The 18477-nt window shown below is 59.1% G+C and carries 16 protein-coding genes; 8 read left to right on the top strand and 8 right to left on the bottom strand.

Annotation, left to right across the window (positions count from 1 at the left end; genetic code table 11):
• Together sdhD and sdhC are read right to left on the bottom strand one after the other, a co-directional pair.
• Positions 1–316: succinate dehydrogenase, hydrophobic membrane anchor protein (sdhD, locus tag B3187_RS10880; RefSeq protein WP_286806413.1), on the bottom strand; the 316-nt coding region annotated here is incomplete at its 3' end.
• Positions 310–684: a succinate dehydrogenase, cytochrome b556 subunit gene (gene sdhC, locus B3187_RS10875; protein ID WP_024460485.1), complete on the bottom strand. Its 375-nt coding sequence runs from the start codon at positions 682–684 to the stop codon at positions 310–312. The genes sdhC and sdhD, both read right to left, overlap by 7 nt.
• 665 nt (positions 685–1349) lie before the next feature.
• Here sdhC and B3187_RS10870 point away from each other — a divergent pair.
• From B3187_RS10870 to xthA, 3 genes are all read left to right on the top strand, one after another.
• Positions 1350–2627, top strand: coding sequence for a citrate synthase (locus tag B3187_RS10870; RefSeq protein WP_123637615.1), 1278 nt, complete (start codon positions 1350–1352; stop codon positions 2625–2627).
• 237 nt (positions 2628–2864) lie between these two features.
• Positions 2865–5051: a carboxy terminal-processing peptidase gene (locus B3187_RS10865; protein ID WP_123637616.1), complete on the top strand. Its 2187-nt coding sequence runs from the start codon at positions 2865–2867 to the stop codon at positions 5049–5051.
• A 110-nt stretch (positions 5052–5161) separates the two neighbouring features.
• Positions 5162–5974: an exodeoxyribonuclease III gene (gene xthA / locus B3187_RS10860; RefSeq protein ID WP_024460488.1), complete on the top strand. Its 813-nt coding sequence runs from the start codon at positions 5162–5164 to the stop codon at positions 5972–5974.
• Positions 5975–6061: 87 nt separating this feature from the next.
• Here the strand turns inward: xthA and B3187_RS10855 are convergent, their stop codons facing one another.
• Positions 6062–8989: a TonB-dependent receptor gene (locus tag B3187_RS10855; protein WP_286806407.1), complete on the bottom strand. Its 2928-nt coding sequence runs from the start codon at positions 8987–8989 to the stop codon at positions 6062–6064.
• A gap of 279 nt (positions 8990–9268) precedes the next feature.
• Between B3187_RS10855 and B3187_RS10850 the strand changes: the two genes are divergently transcribed.
• Both B3187_RS10850 and B3187_RS10845 read left to right on the top strand, forming a co-directional pair.
• Entirely contained in the window at positions 9269–9769 is a 501-nt protein-coding gene (locus B3187_RS10850) for a hypothetical protein (protein WP_286806405.1), read from the top strand.
• 150 nt (positions 9770–9919) lie between these two features.
• Positions 9920–10327 (top strand): HU family DNA-binding protein, encoded by a 408-nt coding sequence (locus B3187_RS10845; RefSeq protein WP_286806403.1) that lies wholly within the window; start codon positions 9920–9922, stop codon positions 10325–10327.
• Positions 10328–10369: 42 nt separating this feature from the next.
• On the opposite strand, the gene B3187_RS10840 is transcribed toward B3187_RS10845, so the two are convergent.
• Complete coding sequence (locus tag B3187_RS10840; RefSeq protein WP_286806401.1) at positions 10370–10852, bottom strand: HIT domain-containing protein; 483 nt, start codon at positions 10850–10852, stop codon at positions 10370–10372.
• Between the two features lie 131 nt (positions 10853–10983).
• Between B3187_RS10840 and B3187_RS10835 the strand changes: the two genes are divergently transcribed.
• Together B3187_RS10835 and B3187_RS10830 are read left to right on the top strand one after the other, a co-directional pair.
• Positions 10984–12711, top strand: coding sequence for a proline--tRNA ligase (locus B3187_RS10835; protein WP_286806399.1), 1728 nt, complete (start codon positions 10984–10986; stop codon positions 12709–12711).
• Positions 12712–12716: 5 nt separating this feature from the next.
• On the top strand, positions 12717–13325 hold the full coding sequence (locus B3187_RS10830; RefSeq protein WP_286806397.1) for a lytic transglycosylase domain-containing protein: 609 nt from the start codon (positions 12717–12719) through the stop codon (positions 13323–13325).
• Here B3187_RS10830 and B3187_RS10825 read toward each other — a convergent pair.
• From B3187_RS10825 to B3187_RS10810, 4 genes are all read right to left on the bottom strand, one after another.
• Positions 13297–13788 carry a regulatory protein RecX gene (locus tag B3187_RS10825; RefSeq protein ID WP_286806396.1) on the bottom strand — a complete coding sequence of 164 codons (492 nt, stop codon included), beginning with the start codon at positions 13786–13788 and terminating at the stop codon, positions 13297–13299. The genes B3187_RS10830 and B3187_RS10825 overlap by 29 nt on opposite strands.
• 6 nt (positions 13789–13794) lie before the next feature.
• Entirely contained in the window at positions 13795–14361 is a 567-nt protein-coding gene (locus B3187_RS10820; RefSeq protein ID WP_286806395.1) for a DUF4136 domain-containing protein, read from the bottom strand.
• 146 nt (positions 14362–14507) lie between these two features.
• Entirely contained in the window at positions 14508–15539 is a 1032-nt protein-coding gene (recA, locus tag B3187_RS10815; RefSeq protein ID WP_024460497.1) for a recombinase RecA, read from the bottom strand.
• 104 nt (positions 15540–15643) lie between these two features.
• Positions 15644–16177, bottom strand: coding sequence for a CinA family protein (locus tag B3187_RS10810; protein WP_286806392.1), 534 nt, complete (start codon positions 16175–16177; stop codon positions 15644–15646).
• 103 nt (positions 16178–16280) lie between these two features.
• Here B3187_RS10810 and mutS point away from each other — a divergent pair.
• Positions 16281–18477: DNA mismatch repair protein MutS (gene mutS / locus B3187_RS10805; protein ID WP_286806390.1), on the top strand; the 2197-nt coding region annotated here is incomplete at its 3' end.

The raw sequence follows: 18477 nt of genomic DNA, 5'->3' as shown, positions 1-18477 counted from the left end.
CCGCCAGCAGTACTTGAGCCAGCAGACGCAACACCAGGGCTTTGCCGCCCATCATCCGCTCGGTGATGTAGTCCGTCAGGACCGCCCACAGGCCGATCCAGGCGTGGGCCACCACGGACAGCAGGGTCATGAGGGTGAACACCCGCATCCACAGCTGACCAAACAGGCCCTGCCACTGCTCAAAACTCAGTTCGGGGGTTATTACGATATAAGCCACAATAAAGACGGTGTAGACGGCCATGATCACAGCGCTCACGCGCTGAATCAGCCAGTCGTACAGGCCGCTGCGGCCGAGATTGGTTACCGCGGTTACCATATCCAGACTCCTGCCAGAACAATCAGTACAACGGCCAGCGCCAGTGCGAGCTTCGCACCGAGGCGACCACCTTTCAGGCTTTCACCAATGCCACAATCCATAATCAGGTGCCGGACCCCCATCACCATGTGATAGGCGAGCGCGGCGACAACGGCCCAGACGACGATTTGCCAGACCGGCTGGGTCAGCGTTTCCTGCAGAGCCACAAACTGCTCTTCGGAGGCAAGACTGCCATCAAGCAGCCAGAGGAGTACGGCCACACCGGCAAAAAGGAACACACCGGAGACACGGTGAAGAATGGAAACAATAGCGGTAATCGGAAGTTTGATGGTGGAGATATCGAGATTGACAGGTCTTTGGTTTTTCACGGTTGATAGTCACCTTCTAGCCCAGCTAATGTAGGCAGGTTAGCGAAATAGCGCCAAGCGCATCTCTCCAGAGCACACAGGGCGGTCGCCAGGTTGATTTGTTTATGCGCCGTCCGGGCCAATGTCTCTTCTCAGGGCATGGTCTGGACCGGCGATTGGCTCTCTCACCGCTGCCTGCAAGTCGCGGCGTATTATAGAGAGTCGAATCCTGAAACACAAACAAAAACCCGGGCAAAAATCCCCCGGAAATGCCCGATTGGCGTGCACTGGAGCCGCTTGATGCTCCATTTGGAGGCAAATCACCACCGGATTGTTCACCACCCCGTCCCCGGGGGTAAAATCCGACAGCGCTGTCACCTGTTACGACGTTCCCACCACTGCCGGATCATTGCCTCCAGTCAAAGCCTCCGTGATGCCGGGCACCCCGGCACCAACGGGCCGGCCACTACACGGGCGCCCTCGCCGTCAAGTGGATTTTTTGCCAACCCGATCTCGAAAAACTACCGAAATCAGGCCTTCTCCTCTATAATGCCGCCTCCCATCAACCCGTGGGCTGTTTGACAAACCCACGCCGGGGCTTATAGTGACGCCCCGATTAAAAACCCGGTCTGGCCATCCAGCCATTCCTGGAAGCCTTAAAAGTTTGTAAACCACAGGAGTCCGTAATGACTGACAGAAAAGCACGGTTAACGGTCGACGGCCTGGATGCGCCTATTGATCTGCCTGTTTACCCGAGCACTGCCGGCCCTGACGTGATTGATGTCTCCGGCCTGACCAAAAAGGGTTTTTTCACCTACGATCCGGGGTTCATGTCCACCGCCCCCTGCGAGTCCAAAATTACCTTCATCGATGGCGCCAAAGGCGTGCTTCTGCACCGTGGCTACCCCATCGATCAGTTAGCCGAGCACTCTGACTACCTCGAGACCTGCTACCTTCTGCTGAACGGCGAACTCCCCTCCAAAGAACAAAAAGCGACGTTCGCCGACGAAGTCAAAAAGCACTCCAAGGTCGACGACTCAGTGGCTCAGATCATCAAAGGCTTCAGTCGCAACGCTCACCCCATGGCCATCATGGGCAGCGCAGTGAACGCTCTGGCCGCGGTTTACCATGAAGAGACCGACATCACCAGCGAAGAGAGTCGTCGGGTTACGGCCTACCGGTTGATCGGTCAGATGCCGACCCTTGCCGCCATGGCCCACAAGCACCGCCAGGGCGAAGAGTTCATCGCCCCGGACGCCGATCTCGCCTACGCTGAAAACTACCTGAACATGACCTTTGGTACCGCCGGCCAAAGCCCCAAAGTCAATCAGGTATTGGCCAAAGCCATGGACCGGATCTTCCTGCTGCACGCCGACCATGAGCAGAACGCCTCCACCTCCACCGTGCGTCTGTCCGGCTCATCCGGCACCAACCCCTTTGCCGCCATCGCAGCGGGTATCGCTACCCTGTGGGGCCCCGCCCACGGTGGTGCGAACGAAGCCGTTCTCAACATGCTTGAGGAAATTGGCAGCGTCGACAACATCGACACCTATGTCGCCAAAGCCAAAGACAAGAACGATCCCTTCCGTCTGATGGGCTTCGGTCACCGGGTCTACAAGAACTTTGATCCGCGCGCCAAGGTGATGAAGCAGGCCGCTGACGAGGTGCTGTCCGAGCTGGGCCTGGAAAACGATCCGCTGCTGGCGATCGCCAAGCGCCTGGAGAAAATCGCCCTGGAAGACGAGTACTTCATCCAGAAGAAACTCTACCCCAATGTGGATTTCTACTCCGGCATCATCATGAAGGCCATCGGCATTCCCACCGAAGCCTTTACCGTGATTTTTGCCACAGGCCGCGCCGTCGGCTGGTACGCCCACTGGCAGGAAATGGTGAGCGCACCCTACAAGATCGGCCGTCCACGCCAGCTATACACCGGCTACAGCAAGCGCGATTACCCCGCCTGAGGCCGACACCACCGGGCCTTTACCGACCCACCCTGGGGCCGCACTTAGTGCGGCCCCAGTGCGTTCTGGGGAACTCTTGCGCCGATTTACCTTTCTAAACGTCTCCCGAACCCACTCCGGTAGCCATACTCCGGGGGCTATAGTAGTATGAAACCCAGTATTAACGCCGCTTCCAGTGTCACTGGCGATAGTCAACCACAGTTCGCTGGCCACCGGAAACAAAGCAGGATTGAACCTATGCTCAACGTCCCGAAGTTCCTGCGCAGCAGTCTCGCCATTTCGGCTCTGTTGTTCAGCGCCCCAGCGCTCTGGGCTGCCGCCCTGGCCCCCCTGGAAATCACCGATCAGCACCGCCAGGTCACGGCGAGCGTGGTCCAGCAACTGAGCGAGCACCATTACCGGGACCAGTCCCTCAATGACGACCTGTCGTCCGAGTATCTGGACAATTACCTGAAAACCCTGGACCCCACCAAAAGCTACTTCTTCCAGGCTGATATCGACGGATTCAACCGTCATCGTGAGAAGTTCGACAACTGGCTCGCCAAGGGCAACCTGAATGAAGCCTTCGACATCTTCGATATCTACCGGCAGCGCCTGACGACGCGCCTGGAATCGGTGATTGAGCGGCTGGAGAGTGATGAGATCAAGTACGACTTCACCACCGACGATCAGCTCGTGGTGGATTGGGAGCAGGCCGAGTGGCCCGAGGACAAGAAAACCGCTGATGAGCTCTGGCACCGCAGGGTCAAAGCCAGCCTGTTGGATCTGGTACTGGCCGGGAAAGACTTGGAAGAGAGCAAGGAGCTCCTGCGCAAACGCTATGAAAACCAACTGCGCCGGGTTCGCCAGCAGGACAGCGATGATGCCTTTGAGGTCGTAATCAACAGCCTGACCACCCTGTACGATCCGCACACCAACTACCTGTCGCCGAGAACACTCGAAAACTTCAATATCAACATGTCACTCTCCCTGGAGGGGATTGGGGCCGTACTCCAGACCGAGGACGAACACACCAAGGTGATGCGTCTGGTTCCCGCCGGGCCGGCGGACAAGCAGGGGGAACTTCGCCCAGCGGATCGCATCGTCGCGGTCGGCCAGGGCGAGGAGGGTGAAATGACCGATGTGGTCGGTTGGCGCCTCGACGAAGTGGTGGAGCAGATTCGCGGCAAAAAAGACACGGTTGTCCGCCTTGAAGTGCTCCCGGCCAAGGCCCCCACCGACAGTGCGACCAAAGTCATCACCATCACCCGGGACAAGGTCAAGCTTGAGGAACAGGCGGCGAAGCACGACGTATTCGAGGTTATGAATGGGCGCGACCGCTACAAAATTGGCGTGATTCGTGTACCCACCTTCTACATGGATTTCGAGGCTTATCGCAAGCGCGACCCGAACTTCAAGAGCACCACCCGTGACGTGCACCGGATTCTTCAAGAGCTGGAAAAAGAAAACGTCGACGGGATTGTGCTTGATCTGCGCGGCAATGGCGGTGGGTCCCTGCAGGAGGCCACTACCCTGACCGACCTGTTTATCGATCGCGGGCCCGTGGTACAGATTCGCCAGACCAATGAACTGATTTCACGCAATTATCAATCACACTCCCGGGCGGCCTACCGCGGGCCTCTGGTGGTGCTGATTGATCGGTTGAGTGCATCGGCTTCGGAAATTTTTGCCGGCGCCATCCAGGATTACGGCCGGGGCATCATTGTTGGCACCCAGAGCTTCGGCAAAGGCTCCGTGCAATCGCTGGTACCGGTCGATGCCGGCCAGTTAAAGCTGACGGAGTCCAAGTTCTATCGCGTCTCGGGCGAGAGCACACAGCATCGCGGAGTTATTCCCGACATGACGCTGCCTAGCCTGGTCAACGTAGACGATGTCGGCGAGAGCACTTACGACAACGCCTTACCCTGGGACAAGATTCACGCGGTTCCACACTCTCGTTACTTTGACATTCAGGCGCTTCTTCCGCACCTGAACCCATTGCACGAGCAGCGCGTAGAGAAGAACCCGGATTTCATCTACCTGCGCGATCAGATGGCGCTGACGGAGAAGAACAAGGACCGCACGGTCGTCTCCCTGAATGAAAAACAGCGTCGAAACGAACAGGAATCCCTGGAAGCGTCTCTGTTGCAACTCGAAAACGAGCGCCGGAAAGCCAAAGGGCTGTCCCTGTATGACAGTTACGAAGACATTGACCGCCTGGCCGGCAGCGACGACGAGGACGCGACCGAGGGCGCGGACGCCGGAGAAGCGGCCAACGACGACGAAGAAGAAGGCGACCTGGTCAGCTTCAGTGCGCTTTCACGCAGTGAAATCAACCCGGACAAGGATCCGTTTCTCAACGAAGCCGGACATATTCTGGTGGACTTCATTGAGCAGCTCGAATCCATGGATGAACAGGACCGGGATCGCGTCGCCAACTGGTAACCAACATCCAAACCCGAGCCCCGATACCGCACAGGCCTTTTCCCTCGGTGCGTTTTCGGGGTATTTTTTAACCCACGCCTCCATCAGATCGGACTCAGGAATTGAACCGCATGAACGCCGTTTCCTTCAACGTAAACAGCATCCGTACCCGCCTCCACCAGTTGCAGGCGGTGATCGATAAATATCAACCGGACTTCATCGGCTTGCAGGAAACCAAAGTCACCGACGAGCAGTTTCCCGAGCAGGAAATCCGGGACATGGGTTACCACGTAGAGTTCTACGGTCAGAAAACGCACTACGGCGTAGCGCTAATGTCCCGCCACCCCTTCAAGCAGGTGATCAAGGGTTTCCCCGGAGATCTGGAAGAATCCCAACGGCGTTTTATCGGAGGGGTATTCGACTCTCCCCTCGGCGGCGAAGTGACCGTTCTGAATGGTTACTTCCCCCAGGGTGAAAGCCGCGACCACCCGGTCAAATTTCCCAATAAGCGCAAGTTCTACCAGGACCTGATGGCCTTCCTGAACGACCAGTGCGACCCTTCCAAACCGCTGCTGGTCATGGGCGATATGAACGTCTCTCATACTGACCGGGATATCGGTATTGGCGAGCAGAACCGCAAGCGCTGGTTGCGCGACGGAAAGTGCAGCTTTTTGCCGGAAGAGCGGGAATGGCTGGATACTCTGCTGGACTGGGGTCTGAAGGATACCTTCCGTCAACACCAGCCGGACGAAGAGCGTACCTTCAGCTGGTTTGACTATCGTAGCAAAGGCTTTGATGCCGACCCCAAACGGGGCCTGAGAATCGACCTCATTCTGGCAACCGAGCCGTTACTCGAACGATGCACGGAGGCGGGCGTCGATTATGACATTCGGGGTATGGAGCGCCCGTCCGATCACTGCCCCATCTGGGCGTCGTTTTCGTAGCCGGTCCGCACAAAAAAGCGCCGGGGTAAAAACACCGGCGCCAAGCATGCCAACAATATCGGCGGCTTCCCTACCGCCGGGTCTCACCTAAAAATTGGCCCTGAGGGTCAATGCATAGCGCGTGTCGTTCAGGAAGTAAGAAGCGTAGTGGTCTCCCGCTGCGTTCTGTTTCATGATCGTGCGCGTTTCCGAATTGAGGATGTTGTTCACTTCCAGGCCGAGTGACAGCATGTCGGTGATGTCGTAGAAGATCGACCCATCCATCTGACCGTAATCGTCGTTATACACCGGCAGGCGCCAGGTGATATCGCGATCGGTGCCGTTAAAGCCATTGGGGCCAACGGACATCAGGAAGTCACTCCGCCAGTTATACGCCAGACGGACGGACAGCGGCCCCTTCTCGTACATACCCACCAGATTGTAGGAATGCTCCGACAGCCCCTCAAAGGGCATCTGCCCGTATTCACTGCCGTCGGTATCGACCGGGTTGGAGCCCTCATCGCGAGGCACATCGGTGCTGCTGTCGATGTAGGTGTAGTTGGCCTGCATACCCAGGCCATCAAAGGGCTCGGGAAGCTGATCAAAGAACTGGCTCCAGCCCAACTCGACACCCCGGATATCAGCGGTGCCGGTGTTGACCGGACGGGTCACCGTATAATCCCACCCACCGTGCTCTTCGCGGATCGTCTGGTTGCGGATAAACCCTTCAATGTCTTTACTGAAGGCATTGACGTGAGCCATACCACCGGCGTCATTGAAGTACCACTCCAGCGAGATATCAAACTGGGTCGCCTCCATCGGCTCGAGCATCGGGTTGGAGCCGGAGGAGGACGTCAGCCGGAAATCCTCCGGCGGCACATACTGGTCTTCCGGTACCCCTTCCGGGCGGCCCGCGCTCAAGGTCTGGAACGCCTGCATCTGATTGTACGCAGGCCGCGCCATGGCTTTGGAGGCGGCGAAGCGCAGGAACAGATCGTCACGCAACTCCACCCGCAAGTTCAGGTTCGGGAGCACGTTGGTATAGGAATTCTCCGCCACGATATCTTCCGGATCCTGATACCAGGGGCGGCTTTCCGTCTCGCCATCCTCTCCCACCACGATGGTTTCGGGGTAGCGGATCATGCCCGATGCCGCGCTGTCGGTCTGCACCACGCGAATACCGATATTGCCGTCTACCGGCAGCGCCCAGTCGTCGACACCGAAGCCGAGCAGGAAGTACGCCGCGTAGGTCTGCTCTTCCTGTTCGTTAATGCGGCTCGGATCGTCCATGGTTGCCGGCATGTAGTCGTCACAGCAGATATAGTTCTCACTGGCATCCGCATGCAGTTGATCGAAGCTCTCCGGATAGCCCTCAACCAGCGATATGTGAGGCGCATAGACAACCCCCGGGCTCGGTGCCTTGCCCCGGAAAAAGTTATCAAAGGTGTTGAGCGACATCTGGCTGGCGTCTTCCACCGGAGGCATCTGGTCGTCGGGCAGCTTCCACCAGGCCATCCACGGCTGGTAGATGGCCTGCCAGTGGTAGCCACTGTTGATGTTGGTGGCTTCCCGGTCCGTCAGCCGAACGCCGGTCTTGATGTAGCGCACAACGTCGGTGTCATTGAAGTTGTATTTCACGTCCGCACGCCAGGCGAACTGCTCGGCTTCGTTGTCCTCGATAAAGGGCATGGTGAAGCCCCAGTAGTAATTGCCCGGATCGGACAGGTACTCATCGTCGGCCTGAACCAGCGGTCGTTCACCGCGCAGATCAATATCGATGTACGGCAGGTTGATGCCCGTCGCGATGGTGGCATCCAGACCCTCCGTTGTTGCCTTGGTGTACTGGAGGTCGGTACTGAATTCCAGCTGGTCACCCGGCAACCACTTGTAACCGGCGGAAAAATCGCTGGTGACTGACTCGCGATTGGCCACGCGGATATCGGCCCCGAAGGGGATTCCCCCGGGCTGGGTCAGGCGACCCGACAGAAAGACATTATTGTCATCGACAACAAACTCTTTGCCATCGCCCGGCTGGATGGCATAGGCATCGTTCTGGACAAAGATGGCATCCTCATCCCACTGCATGTCATATTCGGAACGGAACGCCTGGAAATAGAATTCTGACGCATCGCTGGGCCGCCACTGAGTCGCCAGGTAGGACCCCAACCGCTCGCGATTGAAATCCATGGAGCGCCAGTCCGCCCCACGCGGTACCTGGATAGTAGTCCCCTCGTAACCCTGCAGGTCATCGCGGGGGAAAAACGGACGATTGAAAATGCCGTCGGTGCGGGTCGAAATTTCCGAAAAAGCGACATCCACCAACAGACCGAACTCACCGGCGGAGGTGTCCCAGCGGTTGCTGTAAAGAGCCGATACCGACGGGTCGGCCTCTTCGATAAAGTCACCGTAATTCACGCTGGCCGTCGCCGCCATTACCTGACCATCACTGTCAAAAGGCATACGAGTACGCAGGTTGACGGTGCCGCCCAGGCCACCTTCGATCATGTCCGCCGAAGGGTTTTTATAGACGTCCACCCCGGCCATAAGCTCAGCGGGCACATCTTCAAAGCTCAGGCTCCGCCCACCGTTTGCGGTAAAGCTGTCGCGTCCATTGAGCTCACTACGCACCTGGGTCAAACCGCGCACGGCGACGCCACTGCCTTCAGCTGAGAAGTGCTCCGGATCCCCGAGAGACATGAAGTGATCAATGGTCACACCCGGAATGCGCTGCAAGGTTTCGGTCACCGAGCGATCGGGCAGCTTGCCGATGTCATCCGCGACAATCGAGTCGACGATCTGTTCAGCACTCTGCTTGATCATCTGGGCCGACTGAATGCTGCTGCGCTGACCGGACACCACGATCTCTTCCAGTGCGGTCGGCTGCTCCGGCGCCGCCGGTGTGGCTTCCTGTGCAAAGCCGGCGCCATGCCAGCCAACCGCACCTGCGACCAGTAACTGTGAACTCCAGTGAATGGCGCGCGCCAGCCTGGTGCGCCGAAATGCCGAACGAGGTGCCAAGCCCTGAGTCTTGTTCATTATTGTCATCGCTTATTCTCCGCTTACCCGATAATGGATCTGCATTGTTTATTGTTGTTGCGCCAACACGCCTCCCTGCCCCTGTGATTGACCTGCGCCATAGCCGGACGCTGCTTTGGGTGTCACAGGAAGCGCACTGCCTTTATAACTCCATATTTTCATTAGCGCAACCATTTTTCTATATGATATACGACTATCCCGCCTCCTTTTTGGCCAGGCTTGCTTTATCATGGCGGTTGAGCACGCTGAAAAGTCGAATACGAACTGGAGCCGAACGTCATGAACCTCCCGCCGGATACCCCCGAGCAATCTGAGTTGATTGATGGACCAGACGCCTTTCGCCAGGCACTACTCCACTGCGCGAGCGAGACGCGCCGCACTTTCTCACTCTACTCACCCGACCTGGCCAGAGAGGTTTACGACCTGCCGGAGCTGGCCGAAGCGCTCTCCGAGATTGCCCGTCGACATCGCCAGGCGCAGGTACAGCTGCTGGTCCGGGACACCCGGGCGCTGGTTGAATACGGGCACGGCCTGGTTCGCCTGGCCCAGAGGCTGCCGAGCAAGGTGACCCTGCGCCGGCTGACCAACGACATTGAAACCCAGGCCATCGCATTTGCGCTGGGCGATCGGGAGCACCTGGTCTATCAGAATGATCCGGACAACTATCACGGCTTTTACGATCGGCAGGCGGGTGCGCGGGTGAAAACGCTGAGGGAGATTTTCGATCGGGCCTGGGAAACCGCTGAAGAGGATCCACGCCTGAGACAATTGGCGCTATAGCGGTAAAAAAGCGGTTTTTTGGGTTGCTGATCGTCGTTTTATCCTTTATATATAGTGCCAGCCGCACCCGATGCGGTTAATACGCTATATATTCAGGCTTTTTTATCGGCCTGACTCAATAAACACTTGACCATCAACAAGGATCATATTATGGCTGCTCGCAAAACTGCTGCCAAAAAGGCACCCGCAAAGAAAGCTCCCGCCAAGAAAGCTGCTGCCAAGCAGCCGGCCGCCAAAAAAGTAAAGGCGATCTCCGAGCGTTACAACAAAACCCAGATTCTGAATCAGATTGCGGACAATACCGAGCTGAGCAAGAAGCAGGTCCAGTCGGTACTGGACGAGCTGTCTGACATCATTGAAGGTCACGTCAAGAAGCGTGCCGTGGGCGAGTTCGTACTGCCCGGCCTGCTGAAGATCACCACCGTGAAGAAGCCCGCCACCAAGGCGCGCAAGGGCATCAACCCCTTCACCGGCGAAGAGACCGTGTTCAAAGCGAAACCGGCCTCCATCGCCGTCAAGGTACGCCCTCTGAAGAAGCTCAAGGAAATGGCTCTGTAAGCGCCATACCCGCTCAACAGGGCCCCTCTCGGGGCCCTGTTCTCAATACCAGTCGCCCGGCCCCGTTGTATCCACCGGATTGACGCTCAGATCCTCCAGTGACTCCAGCACGTCAAAGTCGTCCCCAACCAGGGCGGATCTGAGCTGATCCAGTCGATCCTGCAATTGAGCCTCAGAATAACTTGCGGCGGGCTTGACGCCCCAAATCGGCTGCGGCCAGGCTGGGTCCGTCTCAAAGCGGGCAATATGGTGCACATGCAACTGGGGGACAACATTGCCTAGCGCCGCCACATTCATTTTGTCGGCATCAAACACGCTGGTCATCACCTCGGCCAGACGACAGGACTCGCGCATCAGTTGCTGCTGATCCCGCTCACCCAAATGATGAATTTCAAACACATCCTCCCGCAGTGGCACCAGCAGACACCAGGGGTAGTTGGCATCTTTACTGAGCAGCAGCAGAGACAGCGGGAAGCGCCCTACCGGCACGGTATCCTCGGCCAGGCGTGAATGCAGTTGAAACATGACCCTCTCCTCATCGACTTCTTTGGGTGGTTCGGTACTCAGTGCGCATCGGGAGTCTGTACCCGAGCCGGTAAGCACCGTAGAATAAGCGTTTTCTCTGTTTACCAGTATAGCCACTAAGAAGCCAATCTATGCGAGCCAGTCGTTTTTTAATCGCCACACTGAAAGAAACGCCCTCCGACGCCGAGGTCATCAGCCACCAATTGATGCTGCGCGCGGGCATGATCCGCAAACTGGCCTCGGGGCTGTATACCTGGATGCCCCTCGGGCTGCGTGTACTGCGCAAGGTCGAGCGCATCATCCGAGAGGAAATGGACCGCTCCGGCGCCCAGGAAGTTCTGATGCCGGTGGTTCAGCCCGCCGAGCTCTGGGGAGAGTCCGGACGCTGGCAGCAGTACGGCCCCGAGCTGTTGCGCATCAATGACCGCCATCAGCGGGATTTCTGCCTCGGCCCCACCCACGAAGAGGTCATTACCGACCTGATTCGCGGTGAGATCAACAGCTACAAACAGCTGCCGGCCAATTTCTATCAGATTCAGACCAAATTCCGCGACGAAATCCGCCCCCGGTTCGGTGTCATGCGGGCCCGCGAGTTCACCATGAAGGATGCCTACTCGTTCCACTTGAGTCAGGAATCCCTGCAGGAAACCTACGAGGTCATGCACCGCACCTACTGCGCCATTTTTGACCGCATTGGCCTGGCCTATCGCCCCGTGTTGGCCGATACCGGCTCCATCGGCGGCGCTTTCTCGCACGAATTCCACGTACTGGCCGACAGCGGTGAAGATGACATCGCGTTCAGTAACGGCAGCGACTATGCCGCCAACATCGAAAAGGCCGAAGCCCTGGCGCCGAGCGATGCACGCCCCAGTGCCAGCGAGGCCATGACCGAGGTTGCCACTGCGGATCAGCACACCATCGAACAGGTCGCAGGCTTTCTGAAGGTCGCGCCGGAGCAGACCGTCAAGACCCTGATCGTACTGGGCGAAGCCCCGGAAGAGGGCCCCGCGCCCTTAGTGGCCCTGGTGCTGCGCGGCGATCACGAGCTCAACGACATCAAGGCCGAAAAAATCGACGGTATTGCCGCACCGCTGACCTTTGCCCCGGAGGAGCGCATTGAAGCAGAACTGGGCGCGGGAGTCGGCTCTCTCGGCCCGGTGGGCCTGAACATTCGCGTAATGGTGGACCGGGCGGCCGCCCAGCTGGCGGACTTCGTCTGTGGCGCCAACCGGGACGGCTACCACCTGACCGGCGTCAACTGGGAGCGCGATGCACCCCTGAACGACGTGGTGGATCTGCGCAATGTGGTGGCCGGTGACCCGAGCCCCGACGGCAAGGGCCAATTGGAGATCAAGCGCGGCATTGAGGTCGGCCACATCTTTCAGCTGGGCACCAAATACAGCGAGGCGATGAATGCGCGCGTGTTGGATGAAAACGGCAAAGAAAAACCCATGATCATGGGTTGCTACGGTATCGGGGTATCCCGTGTGGTCGCGGCAGCCATTGAGCAGAACCATGACCAGAATGGCATCATCTGGCCCCAGAGTATTGCGCCCTTCCAGCTCGCACTGGTGCCAATCAACCCGCACAAATCCCCGGCGGTGGCCGAACAGTGTGAGACGCTGTACCAGCAGCTCACCGAGCTGGGCGTTGAAGTCCTGTACATGGACGAAGACAAAGCGCGCCTCGGTGTCATGCTCGCCAATACCGACCTGATGGGTATTCCACACCGCTTAGTGGTGGGCGATCGCGGTCTGGAGAAAGGTACTCTGGAGTACAAAGGACGCCGGGACGAACAGGCTCAGGACGTTCCACTGGAACAGGTGGTCGAGTTTATCCGCGAGCGCCTGGCGGACTGACCTCGATGCGTGGGCCGGGCGTGAAGAAAACCGCGTTCAGTGTTCTGGTGGCACTGTGGATGGCGAGCGCCACCAGCTTCGCCTGGGCGCAATCGAACACCCTGGCCTATGCCGAACCGGCCATCGAAGTGGATGACCAGCTTCGGCAGAAGCTGCTCGATAACATTCGCGCGGCGGACAGTTTCGAGGATCGCTTTGATGCCGAGGCCTGGCTGATGCTGATGTCGGGACGCCTGGAGCGTTATGTGCGCGATCCGGATCGACGCCTGCGCTTGCTGCGCAAAATCCACAGCGCGGCCCGCCAGACCGACCTTCAGCCCGAGCTGGTATTAGCGGTCATTGAGGTGGAGAGCCACTTCAATCACTATGCGGTATCACCGGTGGGTGCTCAGGGGATCATGCAGGTCATGCCGTTCTGGAAGAACGAGATTGGCCGACCGGAAGACAACCTGATCAACCTGGAAACCAACCTGCGGTACGGCTGCACCATCCTCAAGCATTACCTGGAACGATCAGAGGGGCGCCTGGCGGAAGCCCTGGCACGCTATAACGGCAGTTATGGCAGCTACCGCTATGCTGCCAAAGTCATGGATGCCTGGGAGCGTTGGCGATAGCCTCTCGCGCCTGTTCGTGGGAAAACCCGCGGTATTGAAGGAATCGGGCCTGACGGGCTTTCTCTTTGGGGGTTTCCACCGGTGCGTCACCGAAGCGCTTTCGGCGCACTTCATTGGCGAGATCCCACCAGCGCTCATCCCCTTCATCGAGATAAAGGCTGATCAGAGAGTCTGAAACGCCTTTTTGCCGCAATTCTTGGGCAATACGCAGAGGCCCCTTGCCCTGCCGCTCCCGAGCGGTGACAAATGCCTCGGTGAAGCGCTCATCGCTCTGAAGCCCCTGCTCTTCCAGCCGAGCCAGCGCCTGATCCACCGTCTTAACCCGTTCACCCTCCGAACCAAAGCGCTTGAGTAATTTGGTCCGAAGCTCGTCACGAGCATGCTCGCGACGAGCCAACAGGTTCATGGCCGCCAGTCGCACTTCGCCCATCGTGGGCTCGCTCGATTCATCCCGCTCTGTCATAACGACTCAACGTACCGGTGGGAAATTCGACAGAACCTCGGTCACTGCGGCAGAGAGCCGCTGACGCTGTTCCTGAGGCGTCAGGCCATCATACAGACGCTGCTCGGCAACACCCCGCCACAGCGGTTTGTTGTCTTCAGCGCGAGCGATGTCGATGATCAGGGTTCCCTGGCGGTAGACCCGTGGACTGGGACCGTGGGAATAGGGGTAACGGTACCAGGGGCCATAACCGTAATAGCCAAAGCCATAGCGTTGATCGTAACTGCGTACATCCAGCCGGTCTTCCACCACGATGTGGTAACGGACCACGAAATCCGCCTCCCCATCTTCGCCCGCAGACTCATAGCGCGAGGCCAAATGGCTTTCAATTACCCGCTGCAGGTGACTCAGGGTGAACGGGGAGATCAGCAGGCTGTTGCCGTCTTCCTGCTCGGCCAGTTCAACCCGAAAACGGTTGAGCTCTCCAAACGAAAACTCAGGATCGTAATCGGTCACCACCGAGGGCGTACTGGTACAGCCAGCCAGAAGGCCCAGCACCAACAACAGTCCAACACCCAAACGAATCAGTCGCACAGCCGCTTTCCTCTTATTACTTGGCATTGCCTTGGCGGCGCAACAGGCTCCGCCCAAGGGATATCATGAGTATCACGTCAGTTGGACCACAGACAAGAGACCCGGGTTCAACCCGGGTCTCTTGTAGTTTGACAGGACGGCGAGGCTCAGGCCTCGCTTTCCTCTTCTTCCTTCTCTTCGGCCTTTACCGGGATGTTCAGCAGTTCGCCGCGTACCCGCTTCTCCATCTCCTGGGCAATGGTGGGGTTCTCATGAAGGAACTTCACCACGTTGTTTTTGCCCTGGCCAATCTTGTCGCCATTGTAGCTGTACCAGGCACCCGCCTTGTCCACGATGCCAAGCTTGACGCCGTAATCAATGACCTCACCGAAGCGGTTGATGCCCGTGCCGTACAGAATCTGGAACTCGGTTTGCTTGAACGGCGGTGCCACCTTGTTTTTCACCACCTTCACTCGGGTCTCGTTCCCGATGACCTCATCGCCCTCTTTCACCGAACCAATGCGGCGGATATCCAGGCGAACCGAGGAGTAGAACTTGAGCGCATTACCACCGGTGGTGGTTTCCGGGCTGCCGAACATCACACCGATCTTCATGCGGATCTGGTTAATGAAGATCACCAGGCAGTTGGCGTTCTTGATGTTGCCGGTAATTTTACGCAGCGCCTGGGACATCAGGCGGGCCTGCAGGCCCACGTGCTGATCACCCATCTCGCCTTCAATTTCCGCCCGGGGCGTCAGCGCCGCCACCGAGTCCACCACCAACACGTCAACCGCACCGGAGCGCACCAGCATATCGCTGACCTCCAGGGCCTGCTCACCGGTATCCGGCTGGGAGATGATCAGATCATCCACATTCACGCCCAGTTTTTCGGCGTAAATCGGGTCCAGCGCGTGCTCGGCGTCAATAAAGGCACAGGTACCGCCCTGGCGCTGGGCTTCGGCAATCACCTGCAGCGTCAAAGTGGTTTTACCGGACGATTCCGGCCCGTAAATCTCTACCACCCGCCCCTTGGGCAGGCCACCAATACCGAGGGCGGCATCCAGCCCCAGAGAGCCCGTGGAAATGGCGGGAATCGCCACCCGCTCACGATCGCCCATGCGCATGACCGTGCCCTTACCAAATTGACGTTCAATCTGGCCTAAGGCGGCCTGTAGCGCTTTCTCTTTATTCGCGTCCATCCGACACCTCGATCAATGCTGTGAAATTAGAACTTGAAATGGTTTCAATACAACTGCCGACAGCATACACGAAAAACCTGTATGCGCAAACAGTAACTCGATATTTATACAGTAGTCTTGCCGCCCGTAGTCAAAGCCAACAACTGCTGCAACGCAGCAGTCACGGTCTGCCCTCGCACGGCGGCCCGATCGCCTTCAAACCGATGCAGGTGAGCATCGCTGAGCAGCGTCTCGCCGCGCCGATACGCCCACCCCAACCAGACGGTACCCACCGGTTTTTCCTCTGAGCCACCTTCCGGCCCGGCAACGCCGCTCACCGCAATGGCCAGATCCGCGCCAGAAATCCGCGCCGCACCCTCCGCCATGGCGCGCACCACCGATTCACTGACCGCACCGTTCTGTATCAGCATCTGCTCGGGAACGCCCAACAGACGGACCTTGGCGTCATTGGAATAAGTCACCAGACCATAGCCAAACCAACCCGAACTGCCGGGAATGTCGGTGATCGCGGCGGCAATGCCACCACCGGTGCAGGATTCCGCCGCGGCCACTGTCCAGTGGTTTGCCGTCAGCGCCTGTCCCAGGCGGGTCGCGAGGGCCTGCTGTTCGGCGGCGGAAGTGGTCAGGGGTTCGGTCATGGGCTCAAGGTATGCCAGGCGCGAGACGAGTGCAAGCCCCGGATGAATTCCGTAGAATAGCGCAGCTTCCAATCACCCGATAACACCCAGGCAACGCCGTTTTATGAGCAAAACATCCGACGCCCCAAGCCAGCACACGCCGATGATGCAGCAGTACCTGCGAATCAAGGCCGAGCACCCGCAGGAGCTGGTGTTCTATCGCATGGGCGACTTCTACGAATTGTTCTACGACGACGCCAAGCGGGCTGCCGAACTGCTGGACGTGACCCTCACGGCCCGCGGCAAGTCCAACGGTGAGCCCATTCCCATGGCGGGCATTCCGTTTCACGCCGCCGACGGCTACCTGGCCAAGCTGGTGCGGGCCGGCGTGTCGGTGGCCATCTGCGAGCAGATCGGCGACCCGGCGACGTCCAAGGGGCCCGTGGAGCGCAAAGTGGTGCGCATCGTCACGCCGGGCACCGTCAGCGACGAAGCCCTGCTGGACTCCGGTCGGGACAACCTGCTGGTGGCCCTGCACCAGCAGGGCGACACCTATGGACTGGCGTCTCTGGATATCGCCAGCGGCCGTTTTTACGTGCTGGAGGTCGAGGGGCTGGACGCGGCCCTCGGTGAGCTGCAGCGACTGCGCCCCGCCGAGTTGCTGGTCAGCGACGACCTGACCACGCCCGAGCTGCTGGAGAACCGCAAGGGCGTGCGCCGCCGGGGCCCCTGGGAGTTCGAGCTGGACAGCGCCCGGCGCCTGCTGACCCAACAGTTCGGCACCCAGGATCTGGCAGGCTTTGGCTGCGACCATCTGGACGCCGCCATCGCCGCCGCCGGCTGTCTACTCAACTACGCCCGGGAAACCCAGCGCGCCGCCCTGCCCCACGTGCGCGGCCTGAGCCACGAAAACCGGGACCAGGCGGTGATCATGGATGCCGCTACCCGGCGCAATCTGGAACTGGACATAAACCTCGGGGGTACCGAAGAAAACACCCTGTACAGCGTCCTGAATCGCTGTGCTACCGCCATGGGCTCCCGTCTGCTGCGCCGCTGGCTGAACCGCCCGCTGCGCGACCTGCCGATTCTGCAATCCCGTCAGGACGCGGTGGCCGAGCTGCAACATCAGTACACCTTCGAGGTGATCCACCGGATTCTCAAACGCATCGGCGATATGGAGCGGATCCTCGGTCGCCTGGCCCTGCGTTCGGCCCGCCCGCGGGATCTCGCCCGGCTGCACGCCTCCCTGGCCTGCTACCCGGAGCTGCGCAGCGAGCTGGCCAAGCTCGGCGCGCCGCACCTGTCCGAGCTGGCACAACAGTTGGGAGAATTCCCCAAGGCCGTTGATCTGCTGGGACGCGCCCTGATTGAAAATCCACCGGTGGTCATTCGCGATGGCGGCGTGATCGCCGAGGGCTACGATGAAGAACTGGACGAGCTGCGCAATATCAGCAACAACGCCGGCCAGTACCTGGTGGACCTGGAAACCCGGGAGCGAGAGCGCACCGGCATCAGCACGCTGAAGGTGGGCTACAACCGGGTGCACGGCTACTTTATCGAGCTCAGCCGCGCCCAGGCCGAACAGGCCCCGGCGGACTATATCCGCCGCCAGACCCTGAAAAACGCCGAGCGTTTCATCACCCCGGAGCTGAAAGAATTCGAGGACAAGGCGCTGTCCGCCAAAAGTCGCGCTCTGGCCCGGGAAAAGCTGCTCTACGATCAGCTGATCGACATTCTCAACGACGACCTGATCCCCCTGCAGCAGTCCGCCGCCGCCGTGGCGGAGCTGGACCTGCTGACCAATCTGGCCGAACGCGCCGACAGCCTTGGCTGGAGCCGCCCCATCCTGAACGCCGACCCCGGTATCAACATTCAGGGCGGGCGACATCCGGTGGTCGAGCACGTCAGCGACGCACCCTTTGTGCCCAACGATCTGTGCTTTGGCGATCAGCGCCACATGCTGGTGGTCACTGGTCCGAACATGGGCGGTAAATCCACCTACATGCGCCAGGCGGCGCTGATCGCCGTGCTGGCCCATATCGGCAGCTTTGTGCCCGCAGCGGAAGCGAGAGTGGGCATGCTGGACCGGATCTTTACCCGGATCGGCTCCTCCGATGACTTGGCCGGTGGGCGCTCCACTTTTATGGTGGAAATGACCGAGACCGCCAACATTCTGCATAACGCCACGCCGCGCAGCCTGGTGCTGATGGACGAGATCGGCCGGGGCACCAGTACCTTTGACGGTCTGGCCCTGGCCTGGGCCTGCGCCCGCCATCTGGCGGAAAACGTCAAGGCGTACACCCTGTTCGCCACCCACTACT

It is taken from the genome of Marinimicrobium sp. UBA4209 (assembly GCF_002381585.1).
Lineage (GTDB): Bacteria > Pseudomonadota > Gammaproteobacteria > Pseudomonadales > Cellvibrionaceae > Marinimicrobium > Marinimicrobium koreense.
This window is presented reverse-complemented; position numbering and strand designations above follow the sequence as displayed.